Genomic DNA, 15,744 nt, shown 5'->3' on the forward strand with positions numbered 1-15,744 from the left:
GCGGGTCATCTTGCTTTGAACTATTCTGCAGCCTGATAATTCGTGGCCCTTGCCGCGGAGGAACGCGGGCCGACGGCGGCGAGCAGCGTGATGGCGGCGGCGAGGATCGTCACGAAACCGATGCCGGCAATATAGGGGTTCCAGCCAAAGCTCGGAGCCGCACTGAAGACGGCTGATGCCGCCGCCAGGATGATGCCGCCGCCGATCTGGAAGGAGGCAAACAGCATGCCCGAAGCCAGGCCGGATTCATCGTCGCCGACGTCGGAGAGGGCTGCAACCTGGATCGACGGATAGGTCATGGCGTAGCCGACGCCGAGCAGGAGCTGCGAAATGGCGACGAGTACCATCGTATCGATATGCCCGGCCGACAGCACCCAGAAGAGATAGCTGATGGCCTGCAATCCCACGCCGAAGGTCATCAGCAGGGTCGTACCGCGGTTCTGGCCTATCGTTGCAAAGCGCGGCGCCAGGAACATCACGCAAGTCCCGCCGATGGCGAAAGCGAAGCCGGTGGCGAAGGCCGACCAGCCGACGACGGTCTGGTAGTAGAGCGTCGCAATGAACTGGAAGCCGACATAGGCTCCTTGGTATAGCGCAGCGACGGCATTGGCATGGCTGAGCTTGGTGCGGCGGAACATGGCAAGCGGCACCATCGGATCATGATGGCGCGACTCCACGACCAGGAACAACAGGATCAGGACCAGCGCGGCAAGGAGCGCGCCCCAGGTCGCGAAGGCCTGCCAGCCATCGGCGGCGGCATTGGTGACGCCGAAGACGAAGAGCAGCAGGCCGGGGGTGATCGTCAGGGCGCCGGCCCAGTCGAAGCGGACGCGCTGGCCGCTGCGCTTGTGGTCGGCTGGAAGGACGAGCGGAGCAACGATCAGCGCCAGGATAGCGATGGGAGCACCCATGACGAGGGTCGCGCGCCAGCTGATGAGGGTCGCCGCTCCACCCAGCACCATGCCGAGCACGAAACCGGCAGCACCGGTGGATGAGAAGACGCCGAGCGCCTTCGCCCGGGCATTGCCTTCGCCGAAGACGGAGAGAAGGAGGGCAAGCGCTGCCGGCGCGGTGAAGGCGGCCGCAATGCCCTTGATCAGACGGGCGGCGATCAGGGTCGGAGCGCTATCGACGAAGCCGCCGGCGATGCTGGCGGCGGCGAAGACGCCGAGCGACCAGAGGAAGACGCGACGGTGGCCGAAGAGATCGGCAACGCGGCCGCCAAGCAGCAGAAAGCCGCCGTATCCGAGCACATAGGCGCTGACGGCCCATTGCAGCGAGGTCGCCTGCATGCCTAGCTCTTTCTGGATTGCGGGCAGGGCCACGCCAATGGTGGAGACATCCATGGCGTCGAGGAAATTGGCGGCGCATAGCAGCAGCAACGCCAATCCCGCCCCGCTTCGGGTTTGGGAAGAAGTCATCGGGATCGTTCCTTTCTAGGCTGCCGGTTCTTGGGAGGGTGAAAGCGGCAGGGAACGAGAAAATGTACATCTTCAAACCCTATTGCAAATTGATAGTAACCATGTCAGGTATTACTGGCGATGATGAATGATGCGACGCTTCGAAAAATCGATCTCAATCTGCTGCTCGCTTTCTCCGTGCTGATGCAGGAGCGGAATGTGAGCCGCGCGGCGGAACGCTTGTTGCTCGGTCAGCCTGGTCTTTCCGCGGCCCTTCGCCGGCTGCGCGAGACGCTGGATGATGAATTGTTCGTGCGCGTCGGGCGCGGCTTGCAGCCGACGCCGCGGGCGCTGTCTATCGCGCCGGCGATCGAAGATGCGCTTTCCGGTATCGAGCGTGCCATTCGTCCACCGGCAGCCTTCGATCCCGCGAACTGGCATGGCGAGTTCCGCGTCGGCATGTGCGATAATCTCGAATCGTCCTTCTTCGGCCCGCTGGTGGCAAGGTTGCGCCAGCAGGCACCACATGCCCGGCTGGTGAGCGTAGCGTTCGACCGGCGGGATGCCGCGCGTTTGCTCGACGAGGGAGCTTACGATTTCAGCATCTCCGTGCATGACGAGCCGGCTTCCTGGCATGTTCGCGCGCCGCTGTTCGAGCAGGCCTCGCTCTGCGTTTACGACAGCCGCCATCTGAAATGTGCCGCGCCGCTCAGCCTGAAGCATTTCACCAGCGCGCCACATGTGATCGTATCCATTGAAGGGACCATATCGACGAATGTGGATGCTGCCTTGGCGCGGCTCGGTCATAGCCGTCAGATCGTGGCGACCGCGCCGCGCTTTTCGGCCCTGCCGACGACGTTGCAAGCGATCCCGGCGATCGCCACCGTTCCGGAATCCATTGCCCGCTGCATGGCGCAGCTGCACAATCTAACGATTTCGAAGCCGCCATTCGAATTGCCGGCCGACCCGGTGACGATACTCTATCGGCGTGTCGATCAGGCCGATAGCCGCTCGGTATGGCTGCGCCGCCTTACGGTGGGGGTCGTGCAGGATGCGCTAGCGGCAAGCGGCTGCACTACAGGTGTGTCAAAGGATGCCTGCTGCTACGATCCGCCCGAACTTGCTAAGGCGGTATGATGCTTCAAGGGAAGGGACGATGATCCGGCATACGCCGCGCCTGTCCCTGCGCATGCCGGAGGAGCGCGATCTCGACTTCGTCACCGCTTTGTTCTCGCGGTCGGAACTGGTCGCCCATCGGCCCGATCCGACGCCGGATTCGCCTGTGGAAAGTGCCCGGCGTCTCGCTCGGGATCAGGCGCACTGGCGCGTGAACGGCTTTGGGCGTTGGGCGATCGAAACGAAAGGACGTCTGATCGGTTTTGGCGGCGTTACCGTCTCGACGGAATTCGAGGGGCTCAATCTCTCCTACCATCTGCACCCCGATTATTGGGGAAGCGGCTATGCGACGGAATTGGTGACGGAGGCATTGGCCTTCGCCTGCCATGATCTGCGGGCGAAACGCGTTATAGGGCTGGTGCGGCCCGTCAATGTTGCCTCCCGGCGCGTTCTGGAAAAATGCGGCTTCGGTTTCGAGCGGGAGGTCATGCTGCATGGAGCGCCGACCCATCTCCTGTCCTTCAAGTTACCGGTGGCAAGCGACGGCGAACAGGGCTAGCCGTCCGGATAGGGCATGCCATCCTTATGCACGAAACGGCCGTCCGTGCTGGAGCTCATCATGTCGACGTCCGAGCAGGTGATGAGATCGGTCGGGGAGCGCGTGCCGGCCTCGAGATAGATTGCCGTGCTATTCGATTTGTTGATCATATGATGGCCGTTGCCGGAGCCCTTCGGGAAGGCCGCGCAATCGCCGGCGCGCAGCACCGTCTCGCCCTCGTCCTCGATCAGCGTCAGCTCACCTTCCAGCACATAGACGAATTCATCCTCCTCCGAATGCCAATGCCGCTGGCTCGACCAGTTGCCCGGCGGCAGCCGCATCAGGTTGACGCCGAAATCCTTGAGGCCGCCTGCATCGCCCAGTCGCTGCCTGACGCGCTCGGCGGAGTGATCATTGAAGGGAGCGGGATAACGCGTGCCCTTGATTTCCGGCACGGCTGCAACATCGATCTTCGGCATGATGATCCTGCCTGCGATTTGCCAAGGGTGGATATGCTGCTTGTGTGGTTTCAAGTCTAGCAAGACTCAGTGCTGTCAGTCCAGCATCCGATCCCGCATTATATCCTTGCGATATCCTCAGTAAGTGCCTGGCAAACAACCTCTATTTGCCGTTTCTTGTCATGTATCTGTCATCGTCCGTACACATGTGCGTCGTTTGGGCAACAGAGTATATGTACATGCTGTCACATATATCGGGTCCCTCATTTCGATCCTTGTAAAAGCAAAATACTAAATGCAGCTTACTATTCGGAAGCGAGGCCTTGTGCTTCGAGTTAGGCACTGGAACTTGATGTCGAGCACCCCCAGGTTCGTATCTCGCGCAAGTTCGTTTGAAGAATGGAGTTAGCATGAACATCAAGAGCTTGCTTATCGGCTCGGCTGCGGCCCTCTGCGCCGTATCTGGCGCTCAGGCGGCTGACGCTATCGTCGCCGCCGAACCGGAGCCGCTGGAATATGTGCGCATCTGTGACGCGTTCGGCGCCGGTTACTTTTTCATCCCTGGCACCGAGACCTGCCTGCGCGTCGGCGGCAAGGTCCGCACCGAAGGTCAGTGGAAGGATCCTTACAATCGCGACAGCAACTTTGGTACCAAGTGGCATACCCGCGCCGAGCTCAACCTCAATACCGCGACGGACACCGAATATGGTCCGCTGAAGACCGAAACCATCGTTCGCTGGGATTGGAACGACGGCGGCTCCACCGGCACGAACCTGCTGTGGGCCTATATCACCCTCGGCGGCTTCACCGTCGGTAAGACGGACTCGCAGTACAACCAGTTCGTCGGCTATGCCGGCGACGTGATCCAGGACGACGTCATCTATGACGGTCCGTACGAATTGAACCAGCTGACCTATAATTACGACAGCGGCACGGGCTTCACGGGTGTCATCTCGCTCGAAGACAGCAATTCCGGCACGACCACAAGCGCCTATGGCGGAAGCTGGCAGCTTTCGAAGGCTGATCACTACGCTCCGAACGTTGTCGCCGGTCTCGGCTACAAGGCCGGCGCCTGGCAGTTCCGCGTGGTCGGCGGTTATGATTCCATTGTCGAAGAAGGTGCCATCAAGGCGCGTATCGATGCCGATTTCGGCGTCTTCTCGGCCTTCCTGATGGGCGGGTGGAATACGGATGGCGACAAGCTCAACCAGTATGCCGGCTCGAACCAGAACGTCTCGGCCTGCACGACATCCGACGGCGTCGTTCACGGCGCGGATTGTGGTTGGGGTGACTGGGCCGTCTGGGGCGGCGTCGGCGTTCCGATCAACGACAAGCTGAAGTGGAATGTTCAGCTTGCCTATACCGACTCCAAGATCTTCGAAGCGACCACGAACGTCAAGTTCAACCCGGTCAAGAACCTGCTGGTCGAGCCGGAGTTCACCTACGTTCACTATGATCTGCCGAGCGACGATACCTTCTCAGGTATCCTGCGTTTCGAACGGACCTTCTGAGGCTTTTGGCCCAGCTGATCTTCACAGAATGAGGCCCGGTCTTCCTATCGGGCCCTATCTATCTTGACGGACGATTTCTAAATCTCCGTCCGCATCGCGTCCTGCCGACAGGCACCATGCGATGCAGCATGGTGACCTCCAGCGCAGACGTATCCAGACGGGCGCCAGGTCGTCCTTGGCAGTGGTCAAACAGCCGATAAGGGAAGTCGGCTCACTGTCACAAATCCAATGCTAATCAACGACTATCTCATTTTCGATAGCGCCCTTCGGCGCGACCAAAGGAAGCCCCATGAAGACGATCATCATACTTGCCGCAATTGGAATGTTCTCCACGAACGCGATGGCCATGTCGGCCTACAATTCCAAATCGATGACCTGTGCCGCCGTGCATGAAAAGATGGCTCAGGAAGGGTCTATCGTGCTGAGATATCCCTCACACCATCCAGGCCTGATGATGTACAGCCGCACGGTCTCGAATTCGATGGCTTGCCTCGGACAGGGCTCGATGGCCAGCGCCAGCGTGCCCACGAGTGACGACCCCAGCTGCAAGATCAAGACCTGCAGCTTCGCGACCGGCAAGGGGCCGAATAAGAATCATTGAGGTGGTGGCATAAGGCGGACCAGCTCTTACAGGCAGAACATTGGCACGGCAGGATACCTCCTGCCGCGTATGATCGCGGGCTGATCAGGATGGCGAAGTTAACCGGATAGCGGTGTTGCTTCTTATCCGGGCTTTCGGATGCCGGGCCGACTTAATGTTTGTCGGTGAACCATTTACTTGATCGCTTCTTGGATAGGCTTGCAAGCTGGGTCGTGAACGCGAAAGCGGCAATAGCCTTGATCTCCAGAACCGACCCAGAAGAGGGTGGCGCACGCGAGAGGAGACGCCCAACGGCCTAACAAGAGGCCTCCTAAAGGCTTGAAATCAAAGCCATCTCGCCGTGACCTAAGCAAAGCGATGTGATGCAATGTGAAGGAGAGGAGGGCAGTTGGCAAGTGCGTAGGGCGATTTATCCCATTCCGTATTTGGCGAGGAGCGCGTTAATCTCAAAATAACGAACTTCTACAGTCAAACGCCCGAACATCTCCTCAAAAACCATGTCGGCATGGTGCTTACTCGGGCCATCGGGACCTCCAACAAAGCATGCAACGAACCTAGCATTGGGAAACGCGCCTTGCAGTGCTGTAATCTTTCCAATGGTTCGCTTCGCGCGACTCCGAAGTACCGACACCGAGGGTACAAAGGCCACCTCAACCACATAGGTAGATTCGGGTGTCCTGATCACTCCATCAACCTCAACGATGCGATCCGGAAATTTTATAGAAAGGTTTCTTTCCACTGCGCCTTTGAACTCGTTTTGCAGCTCCTGGAAGACAAGGCTTTCTGCGGAGTAGGCTGTCAATATAGAATCAGGTGGAACGCGAGATGTATTTGCTGGGGGCGCTTCCACAGGAGCTTCAATGTGTTCGCCAGAAGGCTCCGGAGTACCTACGTCATCTTCAATTGTTTCTTCCACAAGGCGCTCACCAACTCGTACAGGCTCCCCTGTGTTGGCGGCTGATAAAAAACTTTCGTCTGAGCGGAAATCGCCGGGACCATAAAGCTTCTTGTGATGGCCGGTTACAAGCCACGCGAAGACGCCGAGGATTGCAAAGGGGAACACGACGATAAAGAGGACCAGAACCGTCTCATTGGTTTTTGTAAGAAGCCCTACAGAGCCGCCCAAGAGAAGGGCTGCGATGCCGTAGATGAGCGAAATGAACAATGCGATGGTGCCCAGTGGATTTCTGTGGGACCAGCTTGGCAATTCGAATTGCATAACAACGCTCGTTACTAGTCATATCCGGTTACATTGGTGAAGTATCCCGTCCCCGACGAGACTTTTCCTGGCTAATCAATGTCTTCAATCAAAGCGGTATTCCGCGCCTGTTCTTGGCCATTAGCCATATTCCAATGTTTCCAACGAAGTCCCAGACATCACCTGCTCCGGGTCTCACGTAGGTAGCCGCAGTTGGGTCACTTCCCATCTTGGAAAAAATGTCTCTAAGCCACGTATGTTTCGCCCTGCCGATATCCAAATCTGAGAGCCAATTTTCGACCTCGCCTCCCGGTACAACAAATAGGCCGTAACGCGCGAGGTCCTCGATAAGATTACTGGCAGTCTCCAACTCTGACCCCGTCAGTAACCCGACGCCACCCTCCGTTTTGAAGTTTTTATTCGTATTCTGTAGGAAAGAGAGCACGGATGCGCGGCGGTTCTGGTACGCTTGAAATTCAGCTGAAGGTAGCCCTGAAGCTTTAAGTTGGCGGGTCCACTCCTCACCCCCATCCTTAAGAACATCAAGATCGGTCACGCTTGCCGCCGGTAGACCTAGTTTTCTCAGTGGTTCAACTATCCGAGGTATCGTCTGCTTATTGTCTGCATTTAGGAATAATGCGTGGGGAATACCACGTGCGTCGCCTTGGGCGAGAAGCCGCTCGTTGACCTCCTGATAGAAAGCTCGGTCAGCATTAGCCTCGCCTACAATGACATGGCTGTAAAACAGCCCGTCGAGTACACCCACCGACCGCAAGAGGGGATCTTGCATAAGAATACGGAGCTGGTTGTTGCTCAAAAGCCGAGCTGTCGCAATGCCGCCGGTATATGTTAATCGGACAATATTCACCAAGGCACCCGAACTGATTGCGCCCATGAGAAACTGAGCGCTGTGAGTGGATGCAAAAATAAGCTTCCCTTCTTCTACGGCTCCTCGCGCAAGCTCTTTGCCAAGCTTGAATGCTAACCCGGGGTGGAGAAAAGCTTCGGGCTCATCAATAGTGATAACCTTGTGGTCTCCGGCATGGAGTTGCACCAAAATCCCCGTGAATGCTTTGATACCATCACTAACCCGATCTACACCCGCAGCTGCTCTCATGTAGTCCAAAGTGGCATCTTCTAAGGAGCGCTCGTTTGGGGGCTGGGCTTCGGAAAATCGGACCTGCAATTGATCTCCTGCAGACGCATCTAGCGCGAAATACAGCCCTGTCGATTCGTAGATAATTTTGCGCAATCTCTCCCTTCTCATATCGTCGGTTAAAAGCCTTGCGAAAGGCAGCTCTGGATACTTTAGGTCACCGCGAGGTTGCTGGCTTATAAGGGTAATTCTCGACGGACCATCAAGCGACAGGATTTGGTGAGTTGCGTAAAGTTCAGCAAATTGCTGCATCAGATGCCGCTGATGTGCAACCTGCGGTGCTTGCAATGCTGCTAAGTAGATTGAAGTGTGGACATGTTGCCTGCCGCCGGTCGAGCGTGTCTTGATATACGCATAGTCTTGCTGCTCTATTTCACCTGGACGAAGGGTGTCTCGCAATTCTGTTAAAAGCGCTAGGGCACCTTCGGCATCGAAGCCAATGAACGAGGCATCTTTAAGGATATTGCCGGAGCAACTGCCCCTGGCAAAGGCTGCGCGAATTTCGTTTAAGGCTTGGCTTTTGCCGGAATTGTTTGGCCCCACGAAGATTGTCACCGAAGGAGGAGTTGGTAACTCAAGAGGCTCTTGGCCTACGGCTGATCCGAATTTGAAGCTTATAGAGTTTAACATGCTATGTCCTAAGCAAGCTTGATTCTCCATTTACTAAAACTGCAACTAATTGGCGAGAGAAATTTTGATTTTCTATAGTAAAATTACCCGCTAACCTCGTCGAATGTGTAATTCTACTCGATAAGTTTCCTTTTCACCGATTCGTTGGAGCTTCCTAGCCGACGATTTATTTGATGCCGTCGGCGGCCCGAAGGCGAAACTCGAAGTGTTTTCCGGTGGTTGGACTTTTGGTTCTCGAATGCTTTGGGGAGGGCGCAAGGGTCTGTGAACTGGTAATTTACTTTTATAAATTGTGGGTCAGATATCTCAGAGGTATGCCATGTAGCAGCGGCGGTGAGGTTCCCCCCGTGGGGGATAGGGATGTCGGCACCTGTCCCCCTCTCTAGCATTGCCTTATAAGCCTTGATGTGGCCCCGAAGCGCCGCAAGGCCAGCCTGATGATATTCTGGAGATGCTGGGTCTATCGGAGCTTGCTTCGAAGTAAGGTAGCTATGGAGCTCTGGCTTAATGATCTCCGTTCAGCGCTTAGCGTAGGCTCTACGGTAGTCGCTCAACAACTCCGCATGCATATCAGCGCCTTGCTCCAGATGGCCGTCGGCCATGCCCATCTCTCCAATGCGGGCATCGTCAAGGTCTGGCCACTGTGACCGCTCTGCTCTGGTCTGGAGGTAACGCCTAATGTCGCCCTCGTTGCGTTCCCTCTCATCAGCTTCGAGCAGAGCATGAAGAAAATGCGCTTCGATTTCCTCAGGGGAGGGCATCAGGTTTTCTGAGTGGGCGGTTCCGGTCGGGGGCTGCCCATTCTGCACAAGCTTAAGACCCCAATCGAACAGATCGGTTACACGGCGGGCTTCGTCTAGGTCCCGGCGTTTGGCCAGCTTCTGGTCATGCGTGCGGAGAGAGACGGAAAGGTATTGCTTGAAGTTCCCGGTGGTCGGATTGATCAACTCGGAGAGCGGCCCTTTGACGTGCTCCGGGCCTGGTTTGCCGGCAAGCGCCTGCGGGAGTCGCCTGCGAAACTCGTAGATACCGGATGGTCTGCGCTGCATGAAACTCAGTCCTGCCATCTAATGTGTCCAACCCTTGTGCTCTAGCCATGTGAAGTAGCGGGCTATTGCTAAGGTCCTGGAAGCTTAGATGTTTTGAGCTTTCAATGCATTAGGAAAACGGTGGCGCACCCGACAGGATTCGAACCTGTGACCTTTGGAATCGGAATTGGAAGATATTGGTTCTAACTATATGATTTTTATGGCGCGATAATAAGACTGCGCTAGAACTGCGCTTGGCTGCTTTTAGCTCAAAGGTAGGATTCGATCCATCGTCGGTTGAAATGAGCCACTCACCTTGGCTTTGTACAATAGCTCATCAAGCCGGCATGCGGCCCTGAAAACTGCGCTCCGGAGGTTGCGTTGCTGGGGAGTCTGACCGTTGGAAAGTTCATAGCACTTCAACAGAAGCTGCTGAAAAAGATCGAGGTTTTCTTGGCCGTCGGGAAGCCCTTGAACGGCGAGAGCGAACTTGTGTGCGCTCGGTACATCCGCAGGTTCATCTATCTCGCCTCTCGCGAATGCCGCGACCAAATGCTTCGGCTTCCCTTGGTTGATGTTAAAAGCTGCTCGTTTTCCGGTCAGGCGAGCAATAACGCCGTCTCGGTGACTGGGTTGGCTCGCTTCCTCTTTCCGCATTAGCTCAATCGCTTGTTCGGTTGTCAGGCCAGCCACATGCAAGTAGTACCAAATCGGCTGCCATTCACGATTGGAGTGTGCCGAGTGAAGGAGATACTGGCGTGGTTCTCTGACCACGATATTGTTCAGAAAATTCCGTATCGTTGCGTCAGGAGTTATATTGTCTCGGACGACCTGAGGTTGGTCTGAGGTCGCTTCGACATCTCCGATCAATCTCAGCGCTGGTGCGCCTTCTTTTTCGGTGAACTGCCCTTCGCGAATAAATTGGATTTTTGGCAAAAGGTCTTCGCCGATCATGAAGCTGCCGACGCGGCCTTCCACCTTGCCGGTGTCCAGATCAAGCGTCGCCGCTGCTCCCATTGCGACGCGAGAAATCCGGTTTGAGAACTCGGCTATTGCTTTCTGTTCGCGATAAGCAATGATCTGCTGCAACTCACCCGGCTTGATCGTCCGGGTTTCGCCGACATAGCGATAGTAAATCGCGCCTTCCTTGAATTCGTTGTTCACATTTTTGATCGCAACAACCGGCGGTAGATCGTGCTTCTGAACGTGGACGACGCCCACAAGTCGCCCGTCGAATTCGAGACTGAGCATCGTGAAAACGGGGATGGGATTCAGCGAGCCCGCCAGGCTCCGGTTCAGATCGGCGGGGTCAGTCAACGCAAATGTCTCGTCATTCAAGCCGACCACGTTCAAGCTGCCGTCTGGTAGTTCCTTAACTCCGAAAAAGACGAAGCCACCATTGTTGTTGGCAAGACCTGCTATCGATCGCAATGGATCAGCGAAACGATGCTCCGGCTTAATGCAGAAGGATTCCTTGCATTCGGTTGTTTCCGACTCATGCGCCTTCAAGAACCAGCCCGATCGCCCACGCCTTTCGAACAGCGATTTTGCACGTTCCTCCAATGTGGGCTCAGAGGCCACGACGGAATGAGTGACGACTGCACCAATGGCAGCCGGTTTGAAGGTGGACAGGAAGAGATTCAGGTCATCCTCCGATGCTTGTGGCACCTCGGGACCATAGCTCTTGTCCCGAATCTGCGTGATACGCCCCGAATTTACGGCACGATCCTGGCGGTTGAAGTAGAACTGAATGTCCTTATTTTTCATCTCACGCGCCAACATCGCCTTGATCAAGCCTATCTCTCGATCGGTGATGCTGCGCTTTGCCATTTCAGACCTCGAACACTGTTGATTATCCTAACGCAGGTCGGGTTTAGTTTCAGCTAAACTGACCATGCGGCAGAAAGTGCTTCCGCCTGCCGTAGCACTGTTTGAACAGCCGCATCCTGAAGATCGGGCGGATAGCCGTGCTTCCGCAGGATTCGTTTCACCAGCACACGCATCCGCGCCCGGGCACTTTCGCGGTGCGACCAATCTACCGAAACGCTGCCCTTGAGGCTGACGAGGAGTTCGTGCGCGATCAGTTTGAGGGAATCGTTGCCCATCAGTTCAACCGCGCTCTCGCTTTCGGCGAGGGCGTCATAAAAAGCGATCTCGTCTTGGGACAAGCCTTCATTTTCGCCCCGCCTGCGGGCAGCCCGAACTTCCTTCGCGAGGTCGATTAACTCCTGCAACACCTCGACGGTGCTGATCGCGTTCGTGTGGTAGCGGGAGATCGCCGCTTCCAGGCGCTCGGAAAAGCGTTTGGTCTCGACGACATTCGTCTTGCTGCGCGAGCGGATTTCATCGTTCAACAGCTTGCGCAGCGCTTCAAGCGCGAGGTTTTTCTTTTCTAGTTGCTGAACTTCGGCGAGGAACTCGTCCGACAGGATCGAAATGTCCTGCGTTGTGATGCCCGCGGCAGCGAGGATATCGACAATCTCCGTTGAGACAACCGCCCGATCCAGGATTTGCTGGATTGCGAACTCGCGATCGGCAGCGTCCCTTCCTGCACCGTCTGCCGACTTCACCAACGCAGCTCGCACCGTCTGGAAGAAGCCGACTTCATCGCGGATGTCGCGTGCCTCATCGCTTGCAGAGGCCAAGGCGAAAGCCTTGGAAAGTGCAAGGACCGCATCCTGATAGCGGCGGTTCTCGCGACGCTTGCCTTCCTCGCTGGTTTCCTTTGCCGCAGCTTCATGCTGGCCTGTCAAAACCCATTCGATCGCCTCAGCAAGCACAATCAGCCTTTCATGCGGCGTGCCTGCCAACCCTCGGGCATAGTCGAAACCGTGATACATCGTCTTCACGACTTCGTACTTCTCAAGAAGAACGGCGACCGCTTCGGCTTCGTCAATTCCGGCCTGACGCTGGTCGGAGCCGGAATACTGGCCGAGAGCGTCTTTGAGGTTCTGGGCGATGCCGATGTAGTCGACGACGAGGCCGGCCGGCTTGTCGCGGAAGACACGGTTCACGCGGGCAATGGCCTGCATCAACCCGTGGCCCTTCATCGGCTTGTCGATATACATCGTGTGCATCGACGGTGCATCGAAGCCGGTAAGCCACATGTCGCGGACGATCACTAGCTTCAGCGCATCTTTCGGGTCTTTCGCGCGCTTCGCCAAAAGATCACGCCGGGCCTTGGTGCCAATGTGCGGTTGCCAGCCCTGGGGATCGGCAGCCGAACCGGTCATCACAACCTTGATCGCGCCCGCCGCGTCGTCATCGCTGTGCCAATCCGGCCGGAGCGCAATGATCTGGTTATAGAGCGCGACACAGATGCGACGGCTCATGCAAACGACCATCGCTTTGCCATCCATGGCCGCGACGCGATCCTCGAAGTGCCGCACCAGATCGACCGCGACCATTGCGAGCCGCTTTTCCGAGCCGACGAGCGCTTCGACGGTGGCCCACTTCCGCTTGATCTTCTCCTGCTCGGTTACCGCCTCGTCTTCAGTGAGTTCCTCAATCTCCGCGTCGATTTTCGGCTTCTCGTCGTCGGGAAGCTCAATTCGTGCAAGGCGGCTCTCATAGTAGATCGGCACCGTAGCACCATCTTCTACCGCCCGGCTGATGTCGTAGACGTCGATGTATTCGCCGAACACCGCAGGCGTGTTCACGTCGTCCTTTTCAATTGGCGTTCCGGTGAACCCGATGAAAGACGCGTTCGGAAGAGCGTCCCGCAGATACTTCGCGAAGCCATAGGCGATTTCGCCCGTCTTCTGTTCGATCCGTGCCCGGAAGCCATATTGGCTTCGATGCGCTTCGTCCGCGATCACGACAATATTCCGGCGATCCGACAACATCGGGTAGATCGCTTCGCCTGTTGCCGGTGAGAACTTCTGAATAGTCGTGAAGATCACGCCGCCCGAGGCACGGCTGAGCGCCGATTGCAGATCATCCCGGCTGTCGGCCTGGATAGGCGTTTGCCGAATCAGATCGCGGCACATGGAAAACGTGCCGAAAAGCTGGTCGTCCAGATCGTTGCGGTCTGTGATGACGACGATTGTCGGGTTCTCAAGCTCAGGACGCCGCACAAGCTGCCCGGCATAGAACGCCATCAAGAGGCTTTTACCGGAGCCCTGCGTGTGCCAGATCACCCCGACCTTTCGGTCGCCCTGCGGCGCCGATGCCTCAACGGTCTTGTCAACAGCGTGGCGAACGGCGTGGAATTGGTGATACCCTGCGATGACCTTCGCAAGGCCTGATCCCGTCTCGCCGAACACCGTGAAATCGTGCAGCAGATCAAGCAGGCGGCGGCGATCGAAAACGCCTTCTATCAAAATATTGAGTTCTGGTTGGCCTTTCGCAGCAATGACTTTCCCGTCCGTGGTGCGCCACGGCATGAAGCGCTCTTGATCAGCGGTTAGCGAGCCGAGACGCGCAGTGATGCCATCCGAGGTAACAAGGACGGCGTTCGTCCGGAAGAGCGACGGGATTTGCGCCTTGTAGGTCTGAAGCTGGTTGTGCGCGCCGGCGAGCGTCGCGTTCTCGCCGCCGGGCGCCTTGAGCTCGATCACGCCCAGAGGCAGGCCGTTGATGAACACGACGACATCAGGACGACGATTGGTGCTGCCCTCGATCACAGTGAACTGACCGGTCGCCAGCCAGTCGTTCGTGCCTAGATCGTCGAAATCGATCAGGCGAACCTTGTCGCCACGGATCGTGCCGTCCTCGCTATAGAACTCGACATCGACGCCCTCGACCATCAGCTTGTGGAGGCGGCGGTTCTCTTCCACGAGCGAAGGCTTCTCGGTGGCCAGCACCTTGCGGAGGGCATCACCGCGTGCCTCTAACGGTATCGCTGGGTTGAGCCTTTCGATGGCCGCTGTCAGGCGCTTGGCGAGCACAACATCGGCATAGGCTTCCCGCTCGGGCGTCTTCCCGTCCGGGCCGATTTCAGCGTCGCTCACGATCGTGTAGCCGAGACCAGCAAGACTATCGAGCACGACCTTTTCAACGGCGGCTTCCGAAAGATATGCCATCAGGCGATCCTCCCAACGGATTTGAAACTTAGAGCAACGCCGAACACTCTAGTCATGAAAACCACCTTCCATGAGCGCGATGAGCAAATCCTCTATCGATTGGTCATGATTTTCGGGCGGATACCAAATCGGATGGATATCCGCTTGCCCAAGCTCATTTCTACGGGCTTCGCGGTCCGTCCCTTCAACCAGGGGGAGGAAGGCGAAATGCCGAGGAGTCTCGACGACGGCGGCCTGCTTTATTTCACCTAGCACCTGAACGGTCCGATCGACCGACAGACTGCAGCCAAGGAAGAGCAAACTCGTATTAGCAATCAATAGCTTGAAAATCTCCCGATAGTTCCCGCCGTCTCCATAGCAGGCCGCATATTCATCGCGAGTAAGAACGCGCCCTTGAGCGCTATCGGCTTCACCGTGGAGCCGAAGAAGGCAGTGCGGTTCGTCCGCTAACCTTCTCGGCGCCTCTTTCAGCCTTGTCCCAGCAAACTCGCCCTTGAGGTGGCAATCAGAAGCCTCATAGACACGATTCAGGACATAATCGAAGTTCGTTGTCAGGCAGCCACGCCTGAAAATCAGCGGAAGAAGTTGAACTGGTCCCTTCAAGGTCTTGATGCGAGAACCGAACGCGTTCTGCACGGCCTCCTCGAAGACATCGGGTCCCATACGGTCGAGCACGAGCTGCGCCGCTTCTTCGTATCGGTATGCTGCCAGGTGGGCGCGAACCTGATCGGCAATTGAGGGATAGTCGGCAGTCAATCCGTCGAGAAACGCTCCCCACAATGGAAAGCCCGTCGGCCGCGAAAGGCCGGCGCCGACAAAGGGAATGACGCTTTGTCGTTGGAGTTGCATATGTAGCCGATTAAAACGATCAAGGCAGTTGAAACGCTCAAGGAATTCGCGGGCACGATCCATTGCATTCTGCTTCTGGCTCGCAACCCAGTCTAGGAAATGCGCCTCGTAGTCGTGAGGTGCCATTGTTTGAAGGACGTCGGCAGGCGGCCATTCAAAGGTCCGGACGCTGACGAGACCTTCATCGTTGAGTTCTTCGACGAAGCGGTGACGGAAATACTCCACGCCGCACCCC

The 15,744-nt window shown here is 56.9% G+C and carries 12 protein-coding genes; 4 read left to right on the forward strand and 8 right to left on the reverse strand.

Going from position 1 to position 15,744, the window contains the following annotated elements:
- Positions 1–20 precede the first annotated feature (20 nt).
- On the reverse strand, positions 21–1,421 hold the full coding sequence (locus PH558_RS02665; RefSeq protein WP_285201991.1) for an MFS transporter: 1,401 nt from the start codon (positions 1,419–1,421) through the stop codon (positions 21–23).
- A gap of 120 nt (positions 1,422–1,541) precedes the next feature.
- Here PH558_RS02665 and PH558_RS02670 point away from each other — a divergent pair, with 120 nt between their 5' ends.
- The gene (locus PH558_RS02670) at positions 1,542–2,537 is read left to right on the forward strand and encodes a LysR family transcriptional regulator (protein WP_285201992.1); all 996 of its coding nucleotides are present in this window, start codon (positions 1,542–1,544) and stop codon (positions 2,535–2,537) included.
- Positions 2,538–2,556: 19 nt separating this feature from the next.
- Entirely contained in the window at positions 2,557–3,075 is a 519-nt protein-coding gene (locus tag PH558_RS02675) for a GNAT family N-acetyltransferase (protein WP_285201993.1), read from the forward strand.
- Here the strand turns inward: PH558_RS02675 and PH558_RS02680 are convergent.
- Positions 3,072–3,533: a cupin domain-containing protein gene (locus PH558_RS02680; RefSeq protein WP_113230043.1), complete on the reverse strand. Its 462-nt coding sequence runs from the start codon at positions 3,531–3,533 to the stop codon at positions 3,072–3,074. The two genes, PH558_RS02675 and PH558_RS02680, sit on opposite strands and share 4 nt — an antisense overlap.
- Before the next feature lie 389 nt (positions 3,534–3,922).
- Between PH558_RS02680 and PH558_RS02685 the strand changes: the two genes are divergently transcribed.
- Positions 3,923–5,023 (forward strand): porin, encoded by a 1,101-nt coding sequence (locus PH558_RS02685; protein WP_285201994.1) that lies wholly within the window; start codon positions 3,923–3,925, stop codon positions 5,021–5,023.
- A gap of 289 nt (positions 5,024–5,312) precedes the next feature.
- Positions 5,313–5,624, forward strand: a complete 312-nt coding sequence (locus tag PH558_RS02690) for a hypothetical protein (RefSeq protein WP_285201996.1) — start codon at positions 5,313–5,315, stop codon at positions 5,622–5,624.
- Between the two features lie 409 nt (positions 5,625–6,033).
- Here PH558_RS02690 and PH558_RS02695 read toward each other — a convergent pair whose 3' ends face one another.
- From PH558_RS02695 to PH558_RS02720, 6 genes are all read right to left on the reverse strand, one after another.
- Complete coding sequence (locus PH558_RS02695) at positions 6,034–6,843, reverse strand: nuclease-related domain-containing protein (RefSeq protein WP_285202000.1); 810 nt, start codon at positions 6,841–6,843, stop codon at positions 6,034–6,036.
- Positions 6,844–6,931: 88 nt separating this feature from the next.
- Entirely contained in the window at positions 6,932–8,608 is a 1,677-nt protein-coding gene (locus PH558_RS02700) for an ATP-dependent nuclease (protein ID WP_285202004.1), read from the reverse strand.
- 518 nt (positions 8,609–9,126) lie between these two features.
- The gene (locus PH558_RS02705; RefSeq protein ID WP_285202007.1) at positions 9,127–9,675 is read right to left on the reverse strand and encodes a DUF6538 domain-containing protein; all 549 of its coding nucleotides are present in this window, start codon (positions 9,673–9,675) and stop codon (positions 9,127–9,129) included.
- Between the two features lie 225 nt (positions 9,676–9,900).
- Entirely contained in the window at positions 9,901–11,466 is a 1,566-nt protein-coding gene (locus PH558_RS02710; RefSeq protein ID WP_285202008.1) for an AlbA family DNA-binding domain-containing protein, read from the reverse strand.
- 53 nt (positions 11,467–11,519) lie between these two features.
- Positions 11,520–14,660: a type I restriction endonuclease subunit R gene (locus PH558_RS02715; protein ID WP_285202010.1), complete on the reverse strand. Its 3,141-nt coding sequence runs from the start codon at positions 14,658–14,660 to the stop codon at positions 11,520–11,522.
- A 48-nt stretch (positions 14,661–14,708) separates the two neighbouring features.
- Positions 14,709–15,734: an SIR2 family protein gene (locus PH558_RS02720; protein WP_285202012.1), complete on the reverse strand. Its 1,026-nt coding sequence runs from the start codon at positions 15,732–15,734 to the stop codon at positions 14,709–14,711.
- Positions 15,735–15,744: the final 10 nt, after the last annotated feature.

It is taken from the genome of Rhizobium pantanalense (assembly GCF_030182525.1).
Taxonomy (GTDB): Bacteria; Pseudomonadota; Alphaproteobacteria; order Rhizobiales; family Rhizobiaceae; genus Rhizobium.